This window comes from Paenibacillus sp. GM1FR, from assembly GCF_002803315.1.
Lineage (GTDB): Bacteria > Bacillota > Bacilli > Paenibacillales > Paenibacillaceae > Paenibacillus > Paenibacillus amylolyticus.
Genome location: NZ_MKZL01000005.1, coordinates 105,648 through 127,582, shown reverse-complemented (window position 1 = coordinate 127,582; position 21,935 = coordinate 105,648). Strand labels below are relative to the sequence as shown.

General features: G+C 37.8%; 19 protein-coding genes. 5 read left to right on the top strand and 14 right to left on the bottom strand.

Annotated elements, in window-relative coordinates; translation table 11 throughout:
- Window positions 1-373: 373 nt before the first annotated feature.
- Together PAEAM_RS03560 and PAEAM_RS03555 are read right to left on the bottom strand one after the other, a co-directional pair.
- On the bottom strand, window positions 374-1,588 hold the full coding sequence (locus PAEAM_RS03560; protein WP_100526678.1) for an S-layer homology domain-containing protein: 1,215 nt from the start codon (window positions 1,586-1,588) through the stop codon (window positions 374-376).
- 121 nt (window positions 1,589-1,709) lie between these two features.
- Window positions 1,710-2,123 carry a hypothetical protein gene (locus PAEAM_RS03555; RefSeq protein WP_100526677.1) on the bottom strand — a complete coding sequence of 138 codons (414 nt, stop codon included), beginning with the start codon at window positions 2,121-2,123 and terminating at the stop codon, window positions 1,710-1,712.
- A gap of 530 nt (window positions 2,124-2,653) precedes the next feature.
- Here PAEAM_RS03555 and PAEAM_RS03550 point away from each other — a divergent pair.
- From PAEAM_RS03550 to PAEAM_RS31575, 4 genes are all read left to right on the top strand, one after another.
- Window positions 2,654-3,004, top strand: a complete 351-nt coding sequence (locus PAEAM_RS03550; protein ID WP_100526676.1) for a hypothetical protein — start codon at window positions 2,654-2,656, stop codon at window positions 3,002-3,004.
- 161 nt (window positions 3,005-3,165) lie between these two features.
- Window positions 3,166-3,837: an SOS response-associated peptidase gene (locus PAEAM_RS03545; RefSeq protein ID WP_100526675.1), complete on the top strand. Its 672-nt coding sequence runs from the start codon at window positions 3,166-3,168 to the stop codon at window positions 3,835-3,837.
- Between the two features lie 125 nt (window positions 3,838-3,962).
- The gene (locus PAEAM_RS03540; RefSeq protein WP_100526674.1) at window positions 3,963-4,292 is read left to right on the top strand and encodes a hypothetical protein; all 330 of its coding nucleotides are present in this window, start codon (window positions 3,963-3,965) and stop codon (window positions 4,290-4,292) included.
- 86 nt (window positions 4,293-4,378) lie between these two features.
- Complete coding sequence (locus PAEAM_RS31575; RefSeq protein WP_133120412.1) at window positions 4,379-4,720, top strand: zinc ribbon domain-containing protein; 342 nt, start codon at window positions 4,379-4,381, stop codon at window positions 4,718-4,720.
- A gap of 504 nt (window positions 4,721-5,224) precedes the next feature.
- Here PAEAM_RS31575 and PAEAM_RS03535 read toward each other — a convergent pair.
- The 4 genes from PAEAM_RS03535 to PAEAM_RS03525 all read right to left on the bottom strand — a co-directional run bounded on the left by PAEAM_RS03535 (window position 5,225) and on the right by PAEAM_RS03525 (window position 8,223).
- On the bottom strand, window positions 5,225-5,761 hold the full coding sequence (locus PAEAM_RS03535; RefSeq protein ID WP_165789822.1) for a GNAT family N-acetyltransferase: 537 nt from the start codon (window positions 5,759-5,761) through the stop codon (window positions 5,225-5,227).
- Window positions 5,736-5,912 (bottom strand): hypothetical protein, encoded by a 177-nt coding sequence (locus PAEAM_RS31680; RefSeq protein WP_165789821.1) that lies wholly within the window; start codon window positions 5,910-5,912, stop codon window positions 5,736-5,738. Before PAEAM_RS31680 ends, PAEAM_RS03535 begins: the two co-directional genes overlap by 26 nt.
- Window positions 5,913-6,676: 764 nt before the next feature.
- A complete protein-coding gene (locus PAEAM_RS32180; RefSeq protein ID WP_243391258.1) occupies window positions 6,677-6,907 on the bottom strand; it encodes a tyrosine-type recombinase/integrase in 231 nt (76 codons plus the stop codon).
- 947 nt (window positions 6,908-7,854) lie between these two features.
- Entirely contained in the window at window positions 7,855-8,223 is a 369-nt protein-coding gene (locus tag PAEAM_RS03525; protein WP_091036808.1) for a hypothetical protein, read from the bottom strand.
- A 197-nt stretch (window positions 8,224-8,420) separates the two neighbouring features.
- On the opposite strand from PAEAM_RS03525, the gene PAEAM_RS03520 reads away from it, so the two are divergent.
- Window positions 8,421-8,921, top strand: coding sequence for a hypothetical protein (locus PAEAM_RS03520; RefSeq protein WP_091036805.1), 501 nt, complete (start codon window positions 8,421-8,423; stop codon window positions 8,919-8,921).
- A gap of 298 nt (window positions 8,922-9,219) precedes the next feature.
- Here the strand turns inward: PAEAM_RS03520 and PAEAM_RS03515 are convergent, their stop codons facing one another.
- The 8 genes from PAEAM_RS03515 to PAEAM_RS03480 form a co-directional block, all read right to left on the bottom strand.
- Entirely contained in the window at window positions 9,220-9,513 is a 294-nt protein-coding gene (locus PAEAM_RS03515; RefSeq protein ID WP_091036803.1) for a hypothetical protein, read from the bottom strand.
- 832 nt (window positions 9,514-10,345) lie between these two features.
- A complete protein-coding gene (locus PAEAM_RS03510; protein WP_100526672.1) occupies window positions 10,346-11,671 on the bottom strand; it encodes a DNA primase in 1,326 nt (441 codons plus the stop codon).
- Between the two features lie 788 nt (window positions 11,672-12,459).
- Window positions 12,460-13,953 (bottom strand): hypothetical protein, encoded by a 1,494-nt coding sequence (locus PAEAM_RS03505; protein ID WP_100526671.1) that lies wholly within the window; start codon window positions 13,951-13,953, stop codon window positions 12,460-12,462.
- Window positions 13,954-14,629: 676 nt separating this feature from the next.
- Window positions 14,630-15,862, bottom strand: a complete 1,233-nt coding sequence (locus PAEAM_RS03500; RefSeq protein ID WP_091036796.1) for a hypothetical protein — start codon at window positions 15,860-15,862, stop codon at window positions 14,630-14,632.
- A 199-nt stretch (window positions 15,863-16,061) separates the two neighbouring features.
- Window positions 16,062-16,328 carry a hypothetical protein gene (locus PAEAM_RS03495; RefSeq protein WP_091036794.1) on the bottom strand — a complete coding sequence of 89 codons (267 nt, stop codon included), beginning with the start codon at window positions 16,326-16,328 and terminating at the stop codon, window positions 16,062-16,064.
- Window positions 16,329-16,514: 186 nt separating this feature from the next.
- Window positions 16,515-17,660, bottom strand: coding sequence for a hypothetical protein (locus tag PAEAM_RS03490; protein ID WP_133120411.1), 1,146 nt, complete (start codon window positions 17,658-17,660; stop codon window positions 16,515-16,517).
- Window positions 17,660-18,538 carry a S1 RNA-binding domain-containing protein gene (locus PAEAM_RS03485; protein ID WP_091036789.1) on the bottom strand — a complete coding sequence of 293 codons (879 nt, stop codon included), beginning with the start codon at window positions 18,536-18,538 and terminating at the stop codon, window positions 17,660-17,662. The genes PAEAM_RS03490 and PAEAM_RS03485 overlap by 1 nt, the downstream gene beginning before the upstream one ends.
- Window positions 18,539-18,707: 169 nt before the next feature.
- On the bottom strand, window positions 18,708-21,836 hold the full coding sequence (locus tag PAEAM_RS03480) for a type IV secretory system conjugative DNA transfer family protein (protein ID WP_100526669.1): 3,129 nt from the start codon (window positions 21,834-21,836) through the stop codon (window positions 18,708-18,710).
- Window positions 21,837-21,935: the final 99 nt, after the last annotated feature.

Below are 21,935 nucleotides of genomic sequence, written 5' to 3'. Positions count from 1 at the left end.
AGAAACATCGTGATATCGTTGGGGCGATGAATATTCGCTACGCAACTGTGATTGGCGGTAACAGTCAATCAGCCTAAGGTGCTATATGCACTGTCTTAGGAGGGGTAATGGCATACCCTAATCTTAGCATCTGTCCAAAGCAGAAATGAAATGAGGACGTTAAGCTTAGCTAAGAATCCCAATCACTTTAGTGATCTTGCCCCTTTAGGGGTGGGAGTGTCAATGGCTCTTCACTCTTTATGAGCTCCATCTCTTAAACCCCAACAAATAATGGTGAGTTACGCTAATCTTCCTGTTAGCTGAATCAAAGAAGCAGCCGATTATACTCATCAGCTGCTTCTTTGGTTTTCCGTGATTTTAATAACACAAGGATTTAGGTATAACCGAAAGCAACCTTAAAAGAGGTCACCATTACATGATAGAGTACTTGGGTTTCATCATCGACAATAAACGAGATCGTATACACGTCTTCAATATTTTGGATCGGATCATAAATTGAAATATCCTCATAGGTGCCATCGCTCATCCTTTTATAAAAATACTCTATGATCCCTTTGCCGCTCACTCCAGCTGACCCATATCGATCTATAATATCTGACAAGGTGCTTTCACCCAACACAATCCCTTTTTTTGTGAGTAGTGAAGAAGCTGTATTAGGGGAACCATCCATGTATGAGTCAATACTCCAACCATCTAACTCTCCACTCTGGTTAAAGTGTGCGGTGAATAACGGATATGTATCAGAATCAAATATATTCTTTCCTTTAGATTCTCCGAATTGTTCATCAATTGATTTTTTCGAGTCTCCAAATCTAAGTTCTGGAACATCGCCAAGAATGTACAAACTAAAATCCTCATCAGTAACGGGCTCCGTACTAAAATCAGGAATCACTTCAGAATTTATGTCCATTAGATCAGGAAGAAGACTAAGATCTGTAGGAACTTTTGGTCTCACATCGATCTTAAGTTTTCCATGAAAAGCAAGCTGACGTATCCATTGAAGTGCTTCTGCTCTCGTAAGCGTACTTTCCTCATCAAACTGCTCTGGAGAATTAGCTTCACTGTTGGATAATCCATGTCCGATCAGATAGGCAACAGCATATTGGCCAGTATAATGAACGCCTTGAGTTGCACTGATAATTTCTGCAGCACGTAGTTTAGTAATGGGCTGCATTCTCATCGCAAAGTTGTTTTCTCCCGTTGTCGGATGGTTGTATAGTTTAGCCACCCTGTAGAGACCTTCTGTCCAACTCTCACTGGGTAGATATGCGCTATTTGCACTTGCATTTGGAATAGCCATACCCATTGCTCTGTATAACATCTTGAGGAATTCAGCCTCTGTTATTACTTGATCAGGCTTAAGGTTGTAATTTGAATATCCATTAATTATATTTTCAGAGATACCCCATTGAAAGAGACGCTTGGCCCAGTGCTCGTTCATGTCTACTGCTGGAATTCCTCTCCACGTCAAAGTGGCTATATCTTTGTCATTCTGCTCCTGCATCTCGGATTCGGCTATTGCAGTTGTAGAACCCAATAGTGATGCGGCTAAAACCAAGCAAGCAGTCATACGTGTAATACTTTTCATTATCGTACCATCCTTCTAGGATTTAATCGTAACTATAATTATTTATCGGGTGCTTGGCTTAATTTGTATAGCATAGTAGTAAAATAGCACCGATTCAAGACTCGTAACACGCCTTCACCTCTCATTTATGGGAATCCATGTTTCCAAACAACTTTTGAATTTTTAATGTCAATTCCTCGTTGTGGATGTAATAATGTCCGCCCTGCGAATTCGGAGTGAATCCCAACTTACTCATGTGACCTTCCCGCAAAGATACCGAATACAGGAAGCCACTTCTCTCCCCTTGGTTCGAATTAGGCTCGAATTTCATGTCTTTTATTTGATCAATCCACTCTAGGATCTGTTTTTGGTTAAAGAACATTTTCCGCTCGCCTGAGCTACCATCCGTAATCTCAACGGAATCCACATTCGCAATATCCCCTGGATAGAGTTCTTGCAATGTCATTGTGGTCAGCTTCTCAGCTTGAGGTTTAGTGCAAGCAACGATCGCAAACCCCATGAGTAGCACTAGTAGAATACATATTTTTTTCCTCATGTTCCTCCTCCTTTTGCTACACAGACGCACCTAAAGTAACTTATGTTGCTAGCTCAACGAAATGTGGAGCAGCTGCGAACGGCAAACTGCTCCTTTCATTTTGCACACTACCATTATCCTTTAAGTTTATCTCAAACTTAAATTTGTCGCATCTGAGATAATGCGCCTCGGAGGACCAAATGATCTTATTGGATAGCGATAATGATTGGTTTAGTTAACCATTACGCATAGTTCTCTTCAAAAGACCGCTGTACAAAACCGGTAACCACTTCTGGAGAAACGTACAAAGTAAGGGAGTGGTAAATCAAGCGCCAATACACGTTGAGCGTCAGTTGAAGGAGTATTTTAAGGAGTTGCCGAATAATTAAATTTAGGTCGAGCTTTGAATGGCTGAGAAGGTGTAGATATCCAATACATAAGTCCATCAGAAAATCGTGGTGCTGGTAGCTAGGTAAACAACCAGTTGGAAGAATTCCGGATGCTGCTACCCATTAAAAGAGTTTAAACTTGAATGAGGGGTTAACTGTTCTATGAGTAAAAAGATTAACGAAATTAGTGACTACTTTGGTGTGTTTTGTTTAGGTGCTTTAACATTATCACTTTTTGTATTATCAATTATGTTTATTATTAAGAGCTTTATCAATATTTATAGAAGATTAAAAGGTGTAAAAATAGACAGAATGACGCCTTGTACAACATGTAGACGTTCGATTTCAAACACTGCTATTATTTGCCCGTACTGTGGTGAACATTACGGTAAAATGAACGGATTAGGTGATTCCATATTTATCTGTTTTCTTTTTGGAGTAGGTCTTTTCGTATTAGGAATTGCGAGTCTAACAGAGTCCGTTGAATGGTTTGAACGAACTTATATGAACTGATCAACACATGTCGTATTCTCCATAACTTACCGCCTCAATCCTTTATAGCAAACCGCTATAATTAGGTTGAGGTGTTATTATGTACATCTCCATAATTCAAGATTACCCCGTACACAAGTGTATGATTATATTTTGTAAGCACAATACAGGAGGTGTTTTGTATGTGCGGTAGATTTACAATCACTGACCCTTTAGACTCTATCTTGGACAGGTACTATGCATCTATTGCTGATGGATTTGAGTACAAGCCTAACTATAATGCTGCACCCATGCAGTACATCCCAACTATTATCGGAAGTAAAAACGGTAATAGATTAGGCGCTCTCCGCTGGGGTCTGGTGCCCACTTGGGCAAAAGATGATAAGATCGGGAACAAAATGATTAATGCCCGAGCAGAAACATTAGCAGAGAAGCCATCCTTTAAACGTCTGATCAGCTCCAAACGCTGTATCATCCCCACGAACGGATTTTATGAGTGGCGGAAGGAAGGAAAGGAGAAGCAGCCAATGCGCATTCTGATGAAGGATAACCGCTTATTTTCACTTGCCGGTCTTTATGATACCTGGACAGACGAAAACGACAATCAGTTGAGTACTTGCACGATTATTACGACCGAACCTAACAGTCTCATGGAAGACATTCATAATCGCATGCCGGTTATTCTGCGCTCAGAGGATGAGGCTGAATGGCTTGGAAGAGATAATCATGATGTCCAGTCCCTGCTCAGTCTGCTCAAACCATATCAAGCGTCAGAAATGCGAGTATATGAAGTCCCCAAAGAAGTAGGTAATGTGCGGAATAACTATGAGGAATTATTGAAGGAAGTAAATTAAAGACCAAAAAGGAGTGACACCCTAGCGGAAGTCACTCCTTTTTGCTTTTTATAATAGAAATTGATGGAAATACCCATATAGGTCTGATAGACTATTCTGGATTGATTAAATTTTGGAGGGAATACATGGAAGAGAAAATAGGCATTATAGTTGGAACAACATTACAATCTCTTTTCATTCTGACATTCTTTTATATGTCTATTCGTTTCTTTGGCAGAATGTTCGGAAATATAATTTCGGCAATCAAAGGTAATAATTCTAGCTTAGAACCTTGCCATTCGTGTAGTCATACGATATCTAAAGAAGCTATTCTTTGTCCTAATTGTGGCCAAACTTTCGGAAGAGCCAATTCATTCTCTACCAGTATATTAGCCAACTTTTTCGCCGGAGTTGTAGCTTTGGCTGGAGGAATTGGGCTTTTATTTTATTTGTTAGATTTATTTAAGGATCTGTAACTTCCATACACTCTGATAGAAAAATATACCTAGGTCTGGTAGACTAATCCGGATTGACTTTAACGTTGGAGGAGTTAGTAAATGATTTGATTCATAACATCAGTGAGATTTTTGGTATGGTATTCTTTGCAGGATTGATCATAGCTCTATTTGTACTGGGCTTAATGGGTATTGCTGGAGTGTTTCTTAATATCTACAGAAGATTGATAGGATTGAGATCTAAAAAAATAGAACCTTGCAGATCTTGTGGGCATCCAATCTCAAGATCTGCAATTATATGTCCTAATTGTGGTGAACATTATGGACAAGGAAGTGGATTTTCTAATTCAATCATCGGTTGTTTTATCCTTGGATTTGTCTGTATTGGAATTGGATTTTATGCCTTGTCAGAATTTCTTGAGACATTTGAAACATTTAGATTTAAATAATATGTATACATATAAACAACGGTCCCACTAAATAAGGCTCCTTTTTGTACCTAAACCGAAACGTATTACGAAAGTATCATCTCTCCATGATCATCACGGATACTGTTCTATACGCTTCTATTGTCTACTCCAGTCAAAGATGTATTCTCGCTTGTCTAATAGATGCCAGACGGATACCCTAAATTTAAAAGCCTCGTCTGCTGCACTTATGACATTCTGTCAAAAGCCTCTAATCTTCTTCAAATTAACTAGTTCCTAGCCCAAGAAGAGATCAGAGATACTTTTTTACTTATTTGCGAATTAATATGATGAAAGTTATGGTTTGTTGGACTGACAGACAAAAAAATATCTGCACAATATACTACAGACTTATTTAAACACATTAAAAATAGATTAAAGGCAGTCACGCAAAATCACCTCCAATATAAAATTTGGACAAATAAAAAAAGCCCTGTTTATAAGGCTTCCATAGCTAATTTCTATGTAAATTTGGTATTTCATTTGTTATTCGTCATAGTATCGTTCTATCAAATCTTGATCGTACAAGTCTATTAGCATTGTAACTAATTCTCCAGAACCTTCTATGTCACTCTCAAACAGTGGCTCAAAATCAAATTTTTTAGCGTACCAACTCCATTTCTCTTTTAGAGCGTCAAGTACTATAAAGCGTTCATTGAGTTGAACAGCCATTTTTAATATATTTTCCATTATTGCAGTGCCTATATATTTCCCCTGTAGTTGAATATCTACAGCTAGTCGTGCAATATCTAAAACATCGCGATCTTCTTCTGGAGTGATTGTTGTTAACAATGAGGACAATTTAATGTGTCGCAACGTATAGTACCCAACAAGTTTATCGTTAATGTAGACAACTGTGGTGCTTGATTCTCTTTCTATGTGAGAAGGGTAGGATTCAACTGCAAGAAAAAGATCCATAGAACCATTACCACACTTAAAATTTTTTAAATGAGCTAGGTCATCTATGGATATAATTTTGTGTGTGAGTGTATAATTTTCATTCTCCTCTAGAAAGTCTGTCATGGTACTCCTTAATTTTTCTTGCAGCATGCTTTTTCATAAACTCTTCATTTTTTTTCATTTTGCTAATAAAACGTTCTGCATCTTTTCCTTCAAGAGTTGGTCGTTCACGAAGACTAACAGCCATTCGTTTTCCTCCTTTTTTGCCAGCCAATGCAATCATCTCCTATCTAATTTAGATTAGACAGTTCATTCTATGATTGGATCACCTGATAATATGACTACTAGTTACTCACGAAAGCTGAATAAAATACTAGTCTCCTAGGAATAATATAACATTTTCATATAACATATACAATGTATATGCAACAGGATGTGCGATGACTCTCACATATAATGTGTTTGAGTTCTCATACAAATTGTGTGTTAAAAAACACATACGATGTTGTATTCCTACGCTGCTAGTTAAAAGTATGCTTTCATGGGCATGTAAAAGCCACCTCAGAAATGAGGTAGCTCTTACAATATTATAATTATTTAATACCTTGAGCCCTCATCAACTCATCTAAATCATTTTTCAAAGTATTATTCTCGTATGTAGCTTGAAGAAAATTGACCTTGTTTTCTGCGGCTAAGAGAAGTACTATCGAAGTTCTTTTTTTATCAATGAACCACTCAGTTATAAATGCTACCTTTCCTGCAACCATCTTCTAAGTCGCCAATATAAATAGGTATGTTTCCACTTGATGTGATTATATCCATATTGTTAAAAGGAGCATCATTTTCGTCTAACAAATCCCTTTTTATACTGAAGTATTATCAAGCTTGTCCCATATGGGTGCATGACGTGTACCAGTACTTTACGACTCTATTCCAAAATGGCATACGGTAGTTGCACCGCACATGATATAAAAGTTCAAAATACCTTGGTGTATCAACGGTTTTTAAGCTCTCAGTATGCCAGTCGTCACAGATGCGTCACAGAAATACGATTTCTTCTAAAGTGTTTGTAACTTCTTGTTGCATGCTTGGTATCACATGACTGTACGTGTCCAACGTAACTGAAATCTTACTGTGTCCTAATCGTTCGGAAATCACCTTATCATTGATATCCTTAGACAATAGTAAGGTTGCATGTGTATGTCGCAAATCATGAAATCTTATATGTGGAAGATCTGCTCTTTTAACATCTTTGGGATAGATTTTCATCATAATTACTTGGAAAAACAGTACCGCCATTTTTCAAATTGAATATAACCAAATCGAGATCAAGAAACTCTCTGCCCAGTTTTCTTTTCAAAGCATCATACTTTTCTTGTTGTGTTCTGAGGACTTCAACCAATTGATTTGGAATAACAGGATTATTTAAAATTATTACTTATTAAGGGTTTTTTCACATTTATTATGATTAAAACTTCCAAATAAATTGAACATATTAGAATTTAAACAGGATACATAGGAGGGTTAGTTTACATGAAAGGACGAGAACACTATGAAAATCGAAATACATTATTCACTAGAAAATAGGGATGTTTCAAGAGAAGAATATTAACTTACGTGGTAAAACGAGGAGTTTGCATTACAAAAGAACAATTCGATCTAGAAACAGAAAACGAGGTAACTATAGGAGCTAGATGTGGTCTAGATAAGGATGTACCGATTTTCAATTTAGATCGTAGCTATATTCAGAAGTTTGTCTAAAGCGAATATATAGGAAGGATAATCGTCCGATCTGGAACGCTGCTGGTTGAAGGATCAATAGAAGGCGCGCTTGAGATAGGCAATAACGCAATTGCGACGGTTAAGGGAAGTGTCAATGGGGCTATTGGTGTTCTTGATGGTGGAGAGGTAGTAATTCAGGGCACTCTCAATGGAACTCTGAGCGTTGATTCTGGAGGCCAAGCAACCGTAGAGAGCGGAGGTCAAATAGCAGGTAGTATCAACAACTATGGAAGTGTAGTTCTCAAAGGAAGCCTTTTCGGAGAGCGATTCGGAACTGAAGAGGTTATCATTAAGGGTGGGTTGATTGTATCAGAATAATCTTTCCAATACATTACTACATTTTAAGTAGCCTTCGGGCTGCTTTTTCTTTTTTCTAAGAAAGATTAATTATATATAAAGAAAGAGGACCGAAAGACAGTCCTCTTTTTATTCACTTAGTTTCTAACATATCCAACACCAAGTTCGGTGTCTCTTACAGCAATTAAAGTAATAGTATATCTGGTTCCATTTTTCATCCAGTAATCATAATAGTGAGCCAATGGTCCAGAAGGAGTATACAATGTGAATTCATGCACTTTTTTCCAGCTATAGTCTGCCTGCTGCTCATCCAAAATAATGTGAACTTGACCTTTTGTTACTTCGAGACCGTATCTTCCGTATTGACCTTGACCTACTACGGGAATCGCAGTATCAACCAACTTACTAGGGTGTACAATTGCATTGTTGGTTTCTGCAAAAACAGATGAGGCGCCGAGCAAACTTAGAATGAAAACTAACCCAAGCAATAACATTTTCTTTCTCATACAAATCTCTCCTTATAAAAGAAATATATTACATATATATAGTACAACAATAAAGAGAATGCTTTAGTGACATTTGTAACAATTAACATTAAATAAATATATTGTAATTAAATATCACAATATGGAAGGTGAATTGAAATAGATGCCGAACTATCTTTAGTATGTAATATATTTTATATAATGGAGGCCCAATATTCATGAGAAAAATTATAACTACATTTTTATCAATTGGATTTCTGGTGAGCAGTATATCTTCAGCAGCATCGGCAGAAATCGATGTAAACAAGCAACATAAAAACGAGAACGAAAATATTTCTAACATTCAAGTTGACACAAAAGTCAATAACCGAACCTCTTCAAATTCTACCGTCTCACTAGCTCAAAGCATGGTCTATTCAACTTCATTTAGTCTTACTTCTGTTTATGAATCATCATGGTTCCAAGTGTCCAATACGGGAGAAGTTAGTATTTGGATACATCAAAAAACAGTTGATCCTAAGTATAATCCATTAGTGCAATATAAATTAATAGGCTCTGGAGCTAATGGTTTTGAACAAAGTATTTATGTAAGTGGGACTTTTACAGATCAAAACACTATACGAAGCTTCAACAATATTCCCGCGGGAACTTATAGAATACAAGTGATTAATTACGGCGGTGTAAGTAAGATACAAGGTGATTTACGGTTATACAATTAACTCAGGTACAATAGTAGATAAAGAACCCAAAAAAGTTTAATTGATTAAGTACAAGTTGGGGATGCATAAGCATCTCCATTTTAAATAAAAGATAAGTCTACCCGATGTACTCTTTCAATACTAAAACTATAGTATGTGAAAAACGTAGACTGATGCACCAAATCAATCCTTGATCCCTTTCCAGTGGTTGCTATTTAGGTAATCGGGATATGAGGCAAAGGTTTCACCTGTGTCGCTACAGTTGATTTGAAAATTAATTTTAACCATGCCATCACATCCGAATGAAAGAATGTTTTATCTATTCATTTTTAAAATGATGTAAATTTTCAAGTTTCACATAGCCTATGCTTCCAGTTTCATCAAACTTTATTCTAGCTTTCAATGGGTTATTTAACTTATCTACTTTGAAGCCTACTAATGTACCCACTTTGTCACGATGCTTGAGTTTGTTTGGATTATCAGGAATGACTTTGTAGATTCCTCTATACTCGAGTGTGACCTTGCGGACTAGTTCACCCTTATCTAGTGCCTTAACAGTACATTTAAATGGCTTACCTGCAACCTCAGAAGAAAATTTAATGTCATATAGCATGATTATTCATCCTGTTAATGAAAGTATTATTTCACTCACATAACTTTGCGAATTATAATAATGACGTATTTGTACATACTACACTTGGCTCTCACTTTACACTTACTTTTCTACTACAATTATATAACAACGAGTGTCAGTCTACCTATGTTTTATGAAACAAATGCAGCTATAGTGACCAATATAACTACTAGTCAGTCAATAATTTAAAAAGCACCCCGAAGGATGCTACAGATTTACTATACTAAAATTAGTGTTTTTAAATCCAGGGCCGGTAATCCTCCATCCTATATGATACAAATCTTTTTCACTTACAGTATCAATTTTATTGTACCCAGAAGAAAGGGCTCTCCTTCCCAAATTGGCATAGCATTGGGTAAGGTGAAATTTCGAATTAACTGGAAGACAGGTGTAAGTTAATCATTATCATGTAACAGCACAGTTTCTTTATCAAACACAAAGCCACCATTGTTTACTAATTGAATTTTTTTTCAATATACAATGTTACTCCATAGTATTCTGCTATCACGGGAGAAGTATTATATACTTGCACCTCTAATTCTTTCTCTATATTCATTTCATCGGAGTGTATAGAAAAGTTCAACTTCAAATTAGGATGGTTATGTCTTCTTCCTTACATCACGTACTTCATAATCTTCCATAGGAGCCGATCTAAAGTTGTATCGTTTGTAATATCTCTTATCATCAGCCATATGAGGCGCATCTACACTTTGGGGAATAACACCAATCGTCGGTTGCGTCTAATAACTTTAAACGTCGCAACGAGCGTTTACCTTCTCATATACTAAAGAATAGGTTTAACAACGCTCACTCATAAAGTAACTAGACGTCTTGCTTTGGTACGTAAGTCTATTTCAATGGGTAAAATAGACTGCAATAAGATATCATCGAGTCCCTTCCCCAATTGTGGATCCCAGCACCAAATGACAACTTCAATGCCCTCATCATCTAAAGCTTGCTTTGCAAACTCTGTCAGATGTTCAAATACGTACTTATTCTTTCCTGCTTCTTTCGTTTCGTCTAAGAGAGCATCCATATCCATAGCAATCACTAGCTTTTGGGTTCTCCATTGACGAAGGAGGGGGATCACATCCTTGTAAATACCTACGCCAGGTATACCAATTAATAGTTTTTGAAGTATGTTGCTAGATATATAGGATTTATGTTCGCCTTCGCTACAAACAACAACATCTGACGCAAGATATTTAGTGACTTCTACTCCTGTCTCCCAGGCTTGAAGTATTGAAGAAGGTGCAATGATGTTTAATGGTGCTCCAGAGGATGCACCAGCCTTTCTCATTTCATATACATCATCAACATACTCAATGTTAGGAGCAGAAGAAAACCACATGTACTTTTTATCATCTCTTCCGGTTGATACACGCAATCTGATCATTTGCCCTCTTGCATTTCGCAAAGGAATAAAGTATTTCCCCGATGCAGAGATAGTCCAGAACCAATCTCCCTCATGAATGGGATTTCCGCCTTTCCGAAGCCTCTTTGTAAATCCTGGAACGCGCTCTAAAGAGAAGCCTTCACTTAATAATGTACGAATAATTATGTTCAATTCTTTGTAACTCTTAGGCACTGACCGGAGCCCTATCGCTACAATTTCTTGATCAGAGTATTTTCTTTTAGATCTCCATTCATGGACATGTTCTTCATATATCGGGCACAAGGAAAGGAATCTGCGGTACACTCGATCACATATTTCATCCGATTGCGGTTTAACCTCTTCAATGAAAGGTCGCACCTGATATTTGGGAGTTTTATCTTCATCAGAACGCTTAGATTGACCATCTTCATACGCAACATTAATTCCCATGATCTCTGCGATTCCTAAGATACAATTAAAAAAGTGTTTTCTGTCCCATTCTCCGAATTGACTCCAACAATAAAAGGTTATCGCATCTGCACCTTTACAACCACAACCTCCTCCATCAAAGCACTTAAAAATACCTTTATATTTGGAGATATATGTTTTAAGTCTTTTTTCTGAGCAGTGATTCGGGTTGGGACAATACGTGACCCAAGAAGTGCCTGAACTTTTTACGCTGTAACCCATTTGTACAGCCAATTCATACGCTGTAACATTTTTGACTTCATCAATCGTTTCTTCACTTATAAATTTAGCCATCACAGTTTCTCCTCTTTCCTAAATTCTTAAAACGACAAAAAAATACACTAACTCTTTCCAATGACCAATACATCCTAAAAAGGAATAGGTATCTCAGCATGAGATAGTTGGTCACTCGAAAGAGAAGTGCATTGAAATAGAATTGTCCTTTTGCGCAAGCTAGGACTTATAGGCATTAACAGCTGTTGGTATATCTGTATTTTACCATAGCTAATCCTTTTGAGAAAGCAAATAAAATGATGTGAAGACTGTAGGAGAAACTATTTCTAAATGATCTACTTAATAAAAGATCGATATAGAACCGGGTACATACTCGTCCCATATACGTGTAAAGACTTATCAACAGATAAATACAGAACTATGGTAATACGAATCTGATAAATACAGGAATAACTAAAAATCAGTCATATGATTACAGAAAATATTGGAGAGGAAAATACTTTTGAATATACTGACTTATGACACTTGGCAATTGTCCACAATACAGAATTTAATCTACTAAGTGACTCTGTATTTATATGAAAACTATATGATGATGATACATCTTATCAAACTATCTACAGTATCTTTCTGTATTTGTACGAGGAAAATTAATTCTTTCTGATAAGATTTCAATTTTTATTCTGTATTTATATGAACAATGTCAAAAAAAACAACGGTTCGTAGTGATCCGTTGTTTACCCTCTTCTCTCCCTTAACAATTACAATATAGTCTGTGTCGTAAGAATTCACAGACATAACTATTTCATCAAAACGAATAGCCCTCTTTTTTTACTGATCAAAGAAGGCTAGGCGGTATGCTCTTTAGTTAGAATATGATGTTCAAGTTTGAAGTCGAGAGGAACATCTGGAATTGTAGTCCAAGCTGGCAACATCTCTATTTTGTTGATCATCCACTCTCGCACTGCTCGTGTTTCATATTCATTCTCTAAGCGAATAAGTGCTTGAATCTCAAGTTCTTTATATTTGTCAGGACATTTCCTTAGTGAGAAAGCGTGATTCCTCATCGTTACCGCATCAAGATAATACTGTAACTCATTAGATTGAGTATAATCATATAGGCTAAATGCCGGTGGCCTTGTATAACTACCTTCTAAGGATCTGACGGAAGCCAAACAAAGTTTAGTAAATTCACGTTGGCTGAACATACTTGCTGCAGCTGCAAATTCGTATAATCTATTCTCATCTAATTTACGAGGGCATATAAACTTATATACCCCCGTTTGCTTCGCGATTTCCAGATAAGTCACCATACCTTTGTGACGCATCTCATCTCTTATGAATTCCATAATATTAATCGGGAACATCCGATTCTTTTCATATAATTCCCTGATTTTCTCGATCACATAAACCATATACTTATAACTTTTCCCACGCAGCAAGCGAACTAATTGATAGAAGTCACTTCCATCATTAAGATACTCAAACTCTCCAATCAAATTTTTAGAGAGGAGATTCTTGAGATGTCTAATAACCCTTCTATATGTCTTTTTGCCTTGCAAGACATCTCTATATTGGGTTCCAGGAACATATTTGCTTGTATAAGCTTCATTGACGATTACCGTCAATTTTGGTGAGGTGGTCCCTCTTCTAGCCTCGATGTTCCAAGATGTTATGATTGGCTTCTGATGTTGTATGGTTGTCGTTGAAAGAAGATGGAGTATATTTTTCAACTCGTACACATGCTTCTTATGAAGCTGTTTTAATATCCCCTTATCTTTATTGAGCCAGTAAAAGACCTCTTTCTCTTTCTCGTTACCTTGTTTACGAAGCAGATCAAAAACTAACTTTTGCGCAGAAATAGGAAGATCCGTAAAGCCCTTAGAAAAGACAAAAGGGTTTACGACAACCAGACGACTAATCTTATTCGTATCCGGATTAATAAAATTTGTAAGAGAAAACTCACTTGTGACGCCAGATAGCTTTTCTTGAATGAGGCCCAAACGTACAAATTTCTCAAATGCTATGTAAAATTGATCATCGCAACACGGATCTTCATAGAGATCATAAAGCTTTTTATAGATTTGGTGTCTTGATACATTTTCAAGCTTACCTTCTGAATTAAAACACACGTGTAGTGTAACCATGAGCATGATGTCTGCTTCTGTCACATGCCACACTAACCGGCCAACTCCATTAGAACGTGTTCTAAACTTTTCACTGGTGTGTATCTTTTCGGAGATTGAAAAAAGCGCATCAATAAAACCATCGGTTAGCGCAATATCCTTTGATCCGGATTCTTTATCTTTAGGTTGGGTGATTTCAAATACAATCTCAGTCACGTTGGGCCTCCTTTCTCTATATAAATGGACTCCAATGATGTAAGTGGTAGAATGGGATTGATCCATCGCTAAAATTCGCAATATAAAAACTAAAACAGCTTTTAAAGACATTTCTTTGGTCTAGTTAACCATGAAACTTGACGCAGTAAGACAATGATTTTCCTCAAGCAGAACCCCTTAAAATGGAGATTCTAATTTTATCCACAAGTCTAAGGAATGATTTACCTTTTTACCTAATTCGACATTATCATTAACCATCTTTGTTGGTCAATCGGAGTAAAATGTATGATCAATGACGGAGTAGAATGTATACTTCCTTCAATAATACATTCCACTCCCTTAAGTATACATTCTACTCCCTACAATATACCTTTTACTCCCACCAACATACATTCCACTCCGTTCATTAACATACATTCTACTCCGTGATTTTCGCGAAATATATTTTATATTCGACCGAATAATCCACAGTTTTTAAACTTCCATCTCGCTATTTGTGCGTTTCATTCTGGAGGGTAAAAAAACAAGAACAAGAAATAAACCATGACGGAGTAAAATGTATGGTTTGTTAGGGAGTAAAATGTATGTTATTTTACGGAGTAGAATGTATGTTGAATATTGGACCAGAAATAAATAGTAAACAAAATTGTACTTAGAGAGCCTGTACCAACAGCTCTCAAAGCATTTTTTGGGACGAGTCAAGTTCAATTGCTCCCGTCTTGCCTCGGTGACCCTGAAGCCACTCACTTGGTGTAAACTCAATATGGGTAAACTTACGTTTGCTTTTGCACATTTTGAAATCAGAGATGATATCTGCATCCAACAGGTGCGCAAAAGATGTTTCGATCGTCCGAATGGTCCTTGCACGATTAAAATTCGCATCATTTCCATCTTTCAGAATAATATGATCCATGAGCTGATCCAACGAGAATGACGTAGTCCCATTCTCAATAGCATCTAAAATATTTAAATAAATCATTCTTGCATAGGAGGTGGGCAACTCATTGTAAATCACCATATTAATGAAAAGATAATTGCCAGCCAGTAATGAATCATGTAGTACTTCATGGAAAGTTATTACTGCAGCTCGTTCCTTTCCTTCCTCTTCTTGAGTCCGTGCAATCCAGGCTAAACTCTTAATCGGTCTATGTTGAATCGTAGCAGAGTAGTATTCAGAGATCGCAGGATCAAAGTATTCCTTATACTCAATCCACGTCGCCGCGATATTTTTTAAACTCTTATGGATTAGTTTGTACTCTCCCCCAGAAGGTTTCGTAATCATAGCCTCGGCAAGGTCCTTAAATTCGAACTTGATTTGTTTATTCTTGCCTTGATTCAACCACAATTTAAACAGCCCTATTAACACTCTTGTATCATAAGTATTTAATAAAGCCCCATTATCATTCTTGTATATCATAGGACGGAAACCACGTCGTTCTAACTCCAGGATATCCCCTCCTGTAAGTTTGTTCATCCCGTGAGGTGTTCCACTAAGAAAGAGTCCGCCTTTAATTAAATTTTTCTCTAAGATATGAGAATGCGAGTTATATTGTTTTCTATATTCCCGTTTCATTTGAATTGCCAGTTCAATCGCTTTGATAATCAAATCATGATGCACCTGTTCTAAGCGATCTGCTTCTGTAATTTTTTGACCGGAGCTTTGTATCGTTAAGTACCTCTTTAATAGCTCCCTCTCTTTATCTCTATATTTCTCCAATAGGGGTTTCAACTCGTGCAGATTACTATTCATAAACCCTTTTGAGATAATCTGCAAGTCGCTCTGAGTAAGACTCTCAATTTTCTCGGAATCTATTCCAACTTTTTGCATGGCAACCGTTTTTTGAGCAAGGGAAGAAATCTCATTGGATATTAGGTCTTTAAATTTAGACATATCTTTACTCACCTTCATTCCGCAGAATTCTCCTTTGTATTGTAATAGCTCGGCAGCATTAAGTCTATTATCCGAATCTTTAATAGGTTAAAACCCTACAACCTTGGTGCTGTCTACCAAATTACATAATTCGCAAGATTTACCCAAGATTCATGGCACAAAACATTGTGATTATGAAAAAACCTGGCTGAATGCCAGGAAAGTGGGGACACTTCTATTAATTCAATACATCTTTATAATATGTAAGAAGATGGTCATTCGCTCGTTTCCATTCCAAATCATCCACAATGTCATGTAGCTCAGACGATGCACCTTCGGTTTCGACTACTTTAAAAAGGTTATATGATGTATCACTTGTGCTTGCTGCCACGTAACCTTGTTCCTCAATATAAAACATCTTCAGATACTTAAGCTTCGTTCTAGTATCCAATTTATCGCTAATAATAATTAAATCAACCGGAAAGTTCTCAAAATTACCACTCATCTTCTTCAGTCCCCGTTCTAATTTATTTATATAGTTCAGCTTGTATCTACATTATTAAAAGTAATAATTATCAAATCATAACAATTATATTCACACTCTAAATAAATGAATATAAGTTGTCAACTAAAACCATCAGGTTATGAAAAAGCAATGATTTGTCTTTGAAGACACCCTATCTCGCCTATATTAAATATCGTCATCATCTTCAATATCTGGTTGCAAATTTGAATAATACTCCGAAGCCGTCATCCCCTTGTATCCTGCTTTCAAATACGGTATGGAAACACCGATCAAAGAATCCTTTTCCATATGGTAATTGATAAACGTTTCTGGTCCAATGCCAGAAAGTAAACGTTCATCCGTAGTGTAGCGAACCTCGACACTTGGCATATACTTTCGTTGCAATTCAGAAAGAAACTTAACCCGGCTATCTCCATCCACAATCATAATAACCCGAGTTGGTCTTTGATGTTCGGGTAAGAAAGTGAACGCGAGTTCCATACGCTGAAATCTCGTAATGACTTTGTTGATCCAGTCTCGAGATGGACGAAATACCTCTATCCAGAACAATTTAAAATCATTTATATCTTTAATGACTCTAAAGGAGGCATAAGGATAATGATTAGACTGGGCATTGGGGATTTTGATAGGCGGACGTCTGGTCCATTCAACCAAGCGGTCAATCCGCACCAATTCGCTATACAATTCATTTGCCGCTAAATCCAGAAAGAAAATATCCATAGATGGAGATCGCCCAGGTGGGAAAACGATCGGTTGGAGCCAGAACTTGTCTGGAAGTCTCTTTTGGAAAATAAGTTCAGCTGCTTGTGCGCTTGCTTTAGTTAAAGCATATACTTGAGGCTTTTTACGCTGCTGAGCACCAGTTAAAGGTGAAACCCATGAAAAGGCACATATAACTCCATTCTTCCTGCACTTTTTAATGAAATCAACCGTACTCCGATCATCTTCTTGACCTGGATTTAAGGATCTGTGTATCTGACTTCTTGTTGCTATTCTAATAGTAGAAAGCAGATCAAGTAGTTTAACTTCTTTTTCAGTGAAATGGCCATCTGATAACCTCGTTTCTAACCAGTACTGACCATTTCGAATTCCTTCATTTGCTTTAATGAAGATTTGCTGTGCATACGGATCGCTAAATAATCCAAACTCAGATCCGTCTGGCAGTAACATTTCTCCAATGTCTCCTGGGGAATCCTGGCCATAAGGATTCATTTCTGGAGGTACTGTCTGGAATAATGAGGCAGGATGTTGCTTCGCCTGCAAATCGGATCCAGATTGTTCAAATTGAAGAACTCTTGAATTTGTAACCATTAGTGTATCACACGAACGCCGCGTCTATTTCCAGCATTGATGGATCTCTGAGGAAGGATAGTGATGGCCTTAATTCGTCTATCCCGGTGATTAATCTCGAGAATTTTAACGGTTACTTTTTTCCCTTTCTTCAACACATCCGGATTCGCGTTTGGTGGGAAGTTCGTGCGAACAGTTAAACCAGATACACCAACAAGCTCCAAAAACACACCATGCTCTGGGTGAATTTTAGTAATAACCGCTGTGTATGATCCGCCTTCTTTGTAGTCGCCAATTTGTCCCCATGGATCTCTCGATAGAACTTTCGCGTTGACTTCAAGAAGCCCACTTGGGTTTTCCTCTGTAGGAGCTTCGAGTTTCGTAATTTTAATATCGAGAGTATCACCGATCTCGAATTCGCTTCGCATATCTTCAATATAGGAGTAACTAACTTCCTCCCTGTTCATCACGACTGGAACACCTTCAACGAGTAGATACAGGCGAGACATATCAATACCACGAATAAATCCGACCATAACTTGTCCTACTTTAGCAGACTTCCAAAAACGCCTTGCAGAAACCTCAAGTGCTTGAATCCGATCAGCTAAAAACCAATGGCCCTCGATATCCACCGTCTCTACAACAAATTCGAATTCTTTTCCCAGAAAATGATGAAGTCCTTTGAATTCGTAATTATCAATCCGGGACTTAGGAAGATAACCAAAAACTCCTTTGTAGTTGAGTTTTAACATTTCTTCCTTTTTGTCACCCAAACTCAATGTTTCTAATCCGATAGCTTCAGCATAAAGAACTTGTTTCACACGCTGCGATTCTTTAATATCAGCCCATCCTAGTTTTTCATCCCCAACATTATCAAAGCGTTGTTCAATTTGGCGCATAGTTACCCCTCAGCTTTCCTAATCTATTTGAGAATATACATGTTCGCCCGGAAAACAAAAAAAGAAGCACCTCGTACACATGTCGATGATATGTGTGCGAGGTGCTTCCCCGATCCGAACTTATTCAATTACTTATAATAGTAATGACAATCTTCCATATTGTCAACTATCAATCATCGTCTATAACAGTGCTGTCCAATTTGGTTATTCGGGACTGAGCTATTTCTTTTTGCTTAGTTCGGGCACCCCTCCCCGTAGCAACTAAGTCGCTAAGTTCCGGATCAATAAAGGTGTTAGAAAGTTGATCCGCTTGACCTGTCCTAGTGGGTAACTGATGTTCAATGTATTCTTTTGTTTGATCAGTTGCGTTCTGTTCAGTCACTTGATCTATTTCGATATCCTGAATCCCCCAACCCTCATCTGAATCTGTTAGTTCTGGTTCGCTACCTAGATCTTGCGGATCCATGTTCTTGTGACCTAGTTTTATGAATAAGTCATTCAATGAACTTTCAACACCTGAAGGCAGTGAAAGGCTCAGGTCTGCGGACTGTTGATCATCTTTCGAATCAGTGTTTTCTGAAACAACCTTATCTGTCATGGGCTTCATACTAATATCCTGTAATGTTTCTGAATAAAAACGATAATCCTCTTCATCCTCCAGTAATAAATTGATTGATTTCGGAGGTGTAGTAATTGAACTCGTTAGGTTGAACGTCTCCTCTTCATCCACTGGAATCAATGCAGGTTCTGACTCTTTTTCTTCTAAAGGATTGGTTGTAGTTTGACCCCGATCCCTTAAGAAATCATCCATGGCTACCACGTTAGCTACTGATGAATCAAGCATAGCTGCGGACTGCTCCGTTTCATTGTATTCACGTGTCATCGTGGATGGGGAAGTCGGTAACAGTTCCACCAGATCTTCTTCTTTCTGTTGCACTGGCTGCTCTGAGATGTCCGCAGATTCACGTTCACCCGTATCGTCTGCTGCTTTATCGTTGAACAACGGCTTTAATAAGTGGATGTGAGCCAGTTTGTGAGCTGCAATAGCTAAAGGTTTGTGGTCTTTCGTCTCGAATTCAATTTTACCGATATTCATAAACTTCGAAAGGTATTTAGTTTCGGTAATAAACTTACCGTACGCACGGGTAGGGGCTTTCACACTACCATCTGCATCAACGAAATCAACAATGAAGTGTTTGAATTCTTGCTCCTTTATATCCGTTGGAGTGAATCTCGCTGCAAGGGTTCTTTGCATATTATGCCGCATCCCCCAGGACTGGTTAGGCATACTGACCGGTGTCATTGACTCATTGGAAGATTCTTCGACCTGCACTTCTTCACCAAAGTTATTAGAGAAGCGCTCATTATCCTCATATTCCCCTCCCCCAAATACGGTCTTATTCCGCGCAGAATTCAGCACAGTGTTGTCATATCCCTGCACAACAGCTTTCAGCTGACCCAGTGACTGAATTGCAATAAGCGTTCCGACTTTAAATGAACGACCAAGTGTTAACAAACGCACAAAAGCTTCGTTAATGTATAGTGGGAATTCATCGATATTGAGGAAAACAGGACAGCGTTTATACCCATTTTCTTCTGGTGGACGTCGAAATACAGAGGATTGAAATTGACGAATAAAGAACTGTCCAAAAGATAGACTTAGTTCTTCTAATTCACCAAGTGCGGTATTAACCAGAAGCACGCCTCCATCTTGAAGGAATTGATCTATATTTAATGCCTCTTCCCCTTCATTAGCCACCATGAGTTGGGATAACATTTCATTCATGACGATATCGTTTAGATACTTTTTACCACCGGCAACGTACTTGTCTTTTTTGTTTTCAATGATTTGTTTACCTTCGTATTTGTGCCCTGATGGATAAGTCACCGGATGAACGTTTTGTTCTTTGTCTCGGAACGTTTTATAATCCAGGACCTCACTTTCAAAGTATGATACGATCCTGTCGTAGCGCTGGAGAACAGATTTCTTGTTTGGGTCAAGTTCTGGATCAGCTTGTTCGCTATCGATTGCTTTACGAACTTCCTCCGTGATATTCGCAAGGTACCGAGGATCCGTGTACATCTGCTGCATTTGTACAATGGAAAACAAATCTCCATAACGGATTTTTCCTAACATCGTATACAAACTTGCCGTTTCACTTTGCTGACCTTTAAAAAATTCATCTTGGTCACCTGCCAGGGCATCTAATACGCCTCTAAACGTTTCAGCAGCTGACTCTAGTGGTCCAACAAAAGGGTTAAACTTAATAGATCTTACCAAATCGGTTGGATCGACAATTTTAATTTTATGGTCAGGTATCCCTAGTTCTCTGCAAAGCTTTTGCACATCTCGGATCAAATCACCTTTGGGTTCGAGAACAACAACACCTAACTTCCTACCTCTTGCGATTCGAATTAAGTCTTGAACGATACGTATTAGAATAGATGTAGAGGTTTTACCAGTACCGGTAGCACCAACAATCAACTCGTGTAAATATCGTGAGCCTTCAGTCAATACGATAGGTTTGTTCGTATCCTTCTCCCATCCGACAATCACGTCAGATGATTTACCACGCAGCGTGAAGGACTGGCTTGCAAGTAAAGAAAACTCCCAGTTGTAAAACAGTAACTGGAGATCTTCATTTCGATAGAATTCTTTTGCAACTATGTACACTGCAAAGAGGGAGATGAAAACAGGAATACACATAAGAACAAACCCAAAGCTCTCCATGGACCTAACGACTAAATAGTCTTTGTCCGATTGAACAGTCACAAAGAAGTCGAAGAGGTAGTTTCGCACATACCAAGAAAAAACAGCTGTGAATGAGCATAAGAAAGGTATTCCAGACAGAATTGCTGCAGCTATTCTTCCTTTTTTGGAAGTCCAGCTAATTAAAGTCTTATACCCCCGCATAATGGGTTGGGTTACCGTGGAATAGATCCAAGTTAAGATAGGAAAATTTAACACGATCAGTATCCACAACGTTTCATAATGATGAAGTGGAACATAAATGAAATCAAGTAACATGATTAACAGTGTAGGAGGTTCTTCAAAGAAAACGCTTAAAAAACCCATAGTCCCGGAATCCACATTAAACCATTGTGCAAAAAAAATAAGAAATGATGAAAATCCGAGCCACATATTGATGACTATCATCATTGTGACTATAATCGTATGAAAATAAATACGATACCACTCATCCATTCGCTCTCGGTTGTCGATCCACCACTTCCTTATGAACGATCTTAATTGGGGAGGCATTCTTTCATCTGTATTGTTGTTAGCAACCTTTTCCATTGGCATCCTCCTTCTACCTCTTATTCTGATTATGAAATTGAAACCTTGAAAACCTGTTAAAACAAAAAAATAAGCACCAGCTATAGCGAAGGCTCGCTA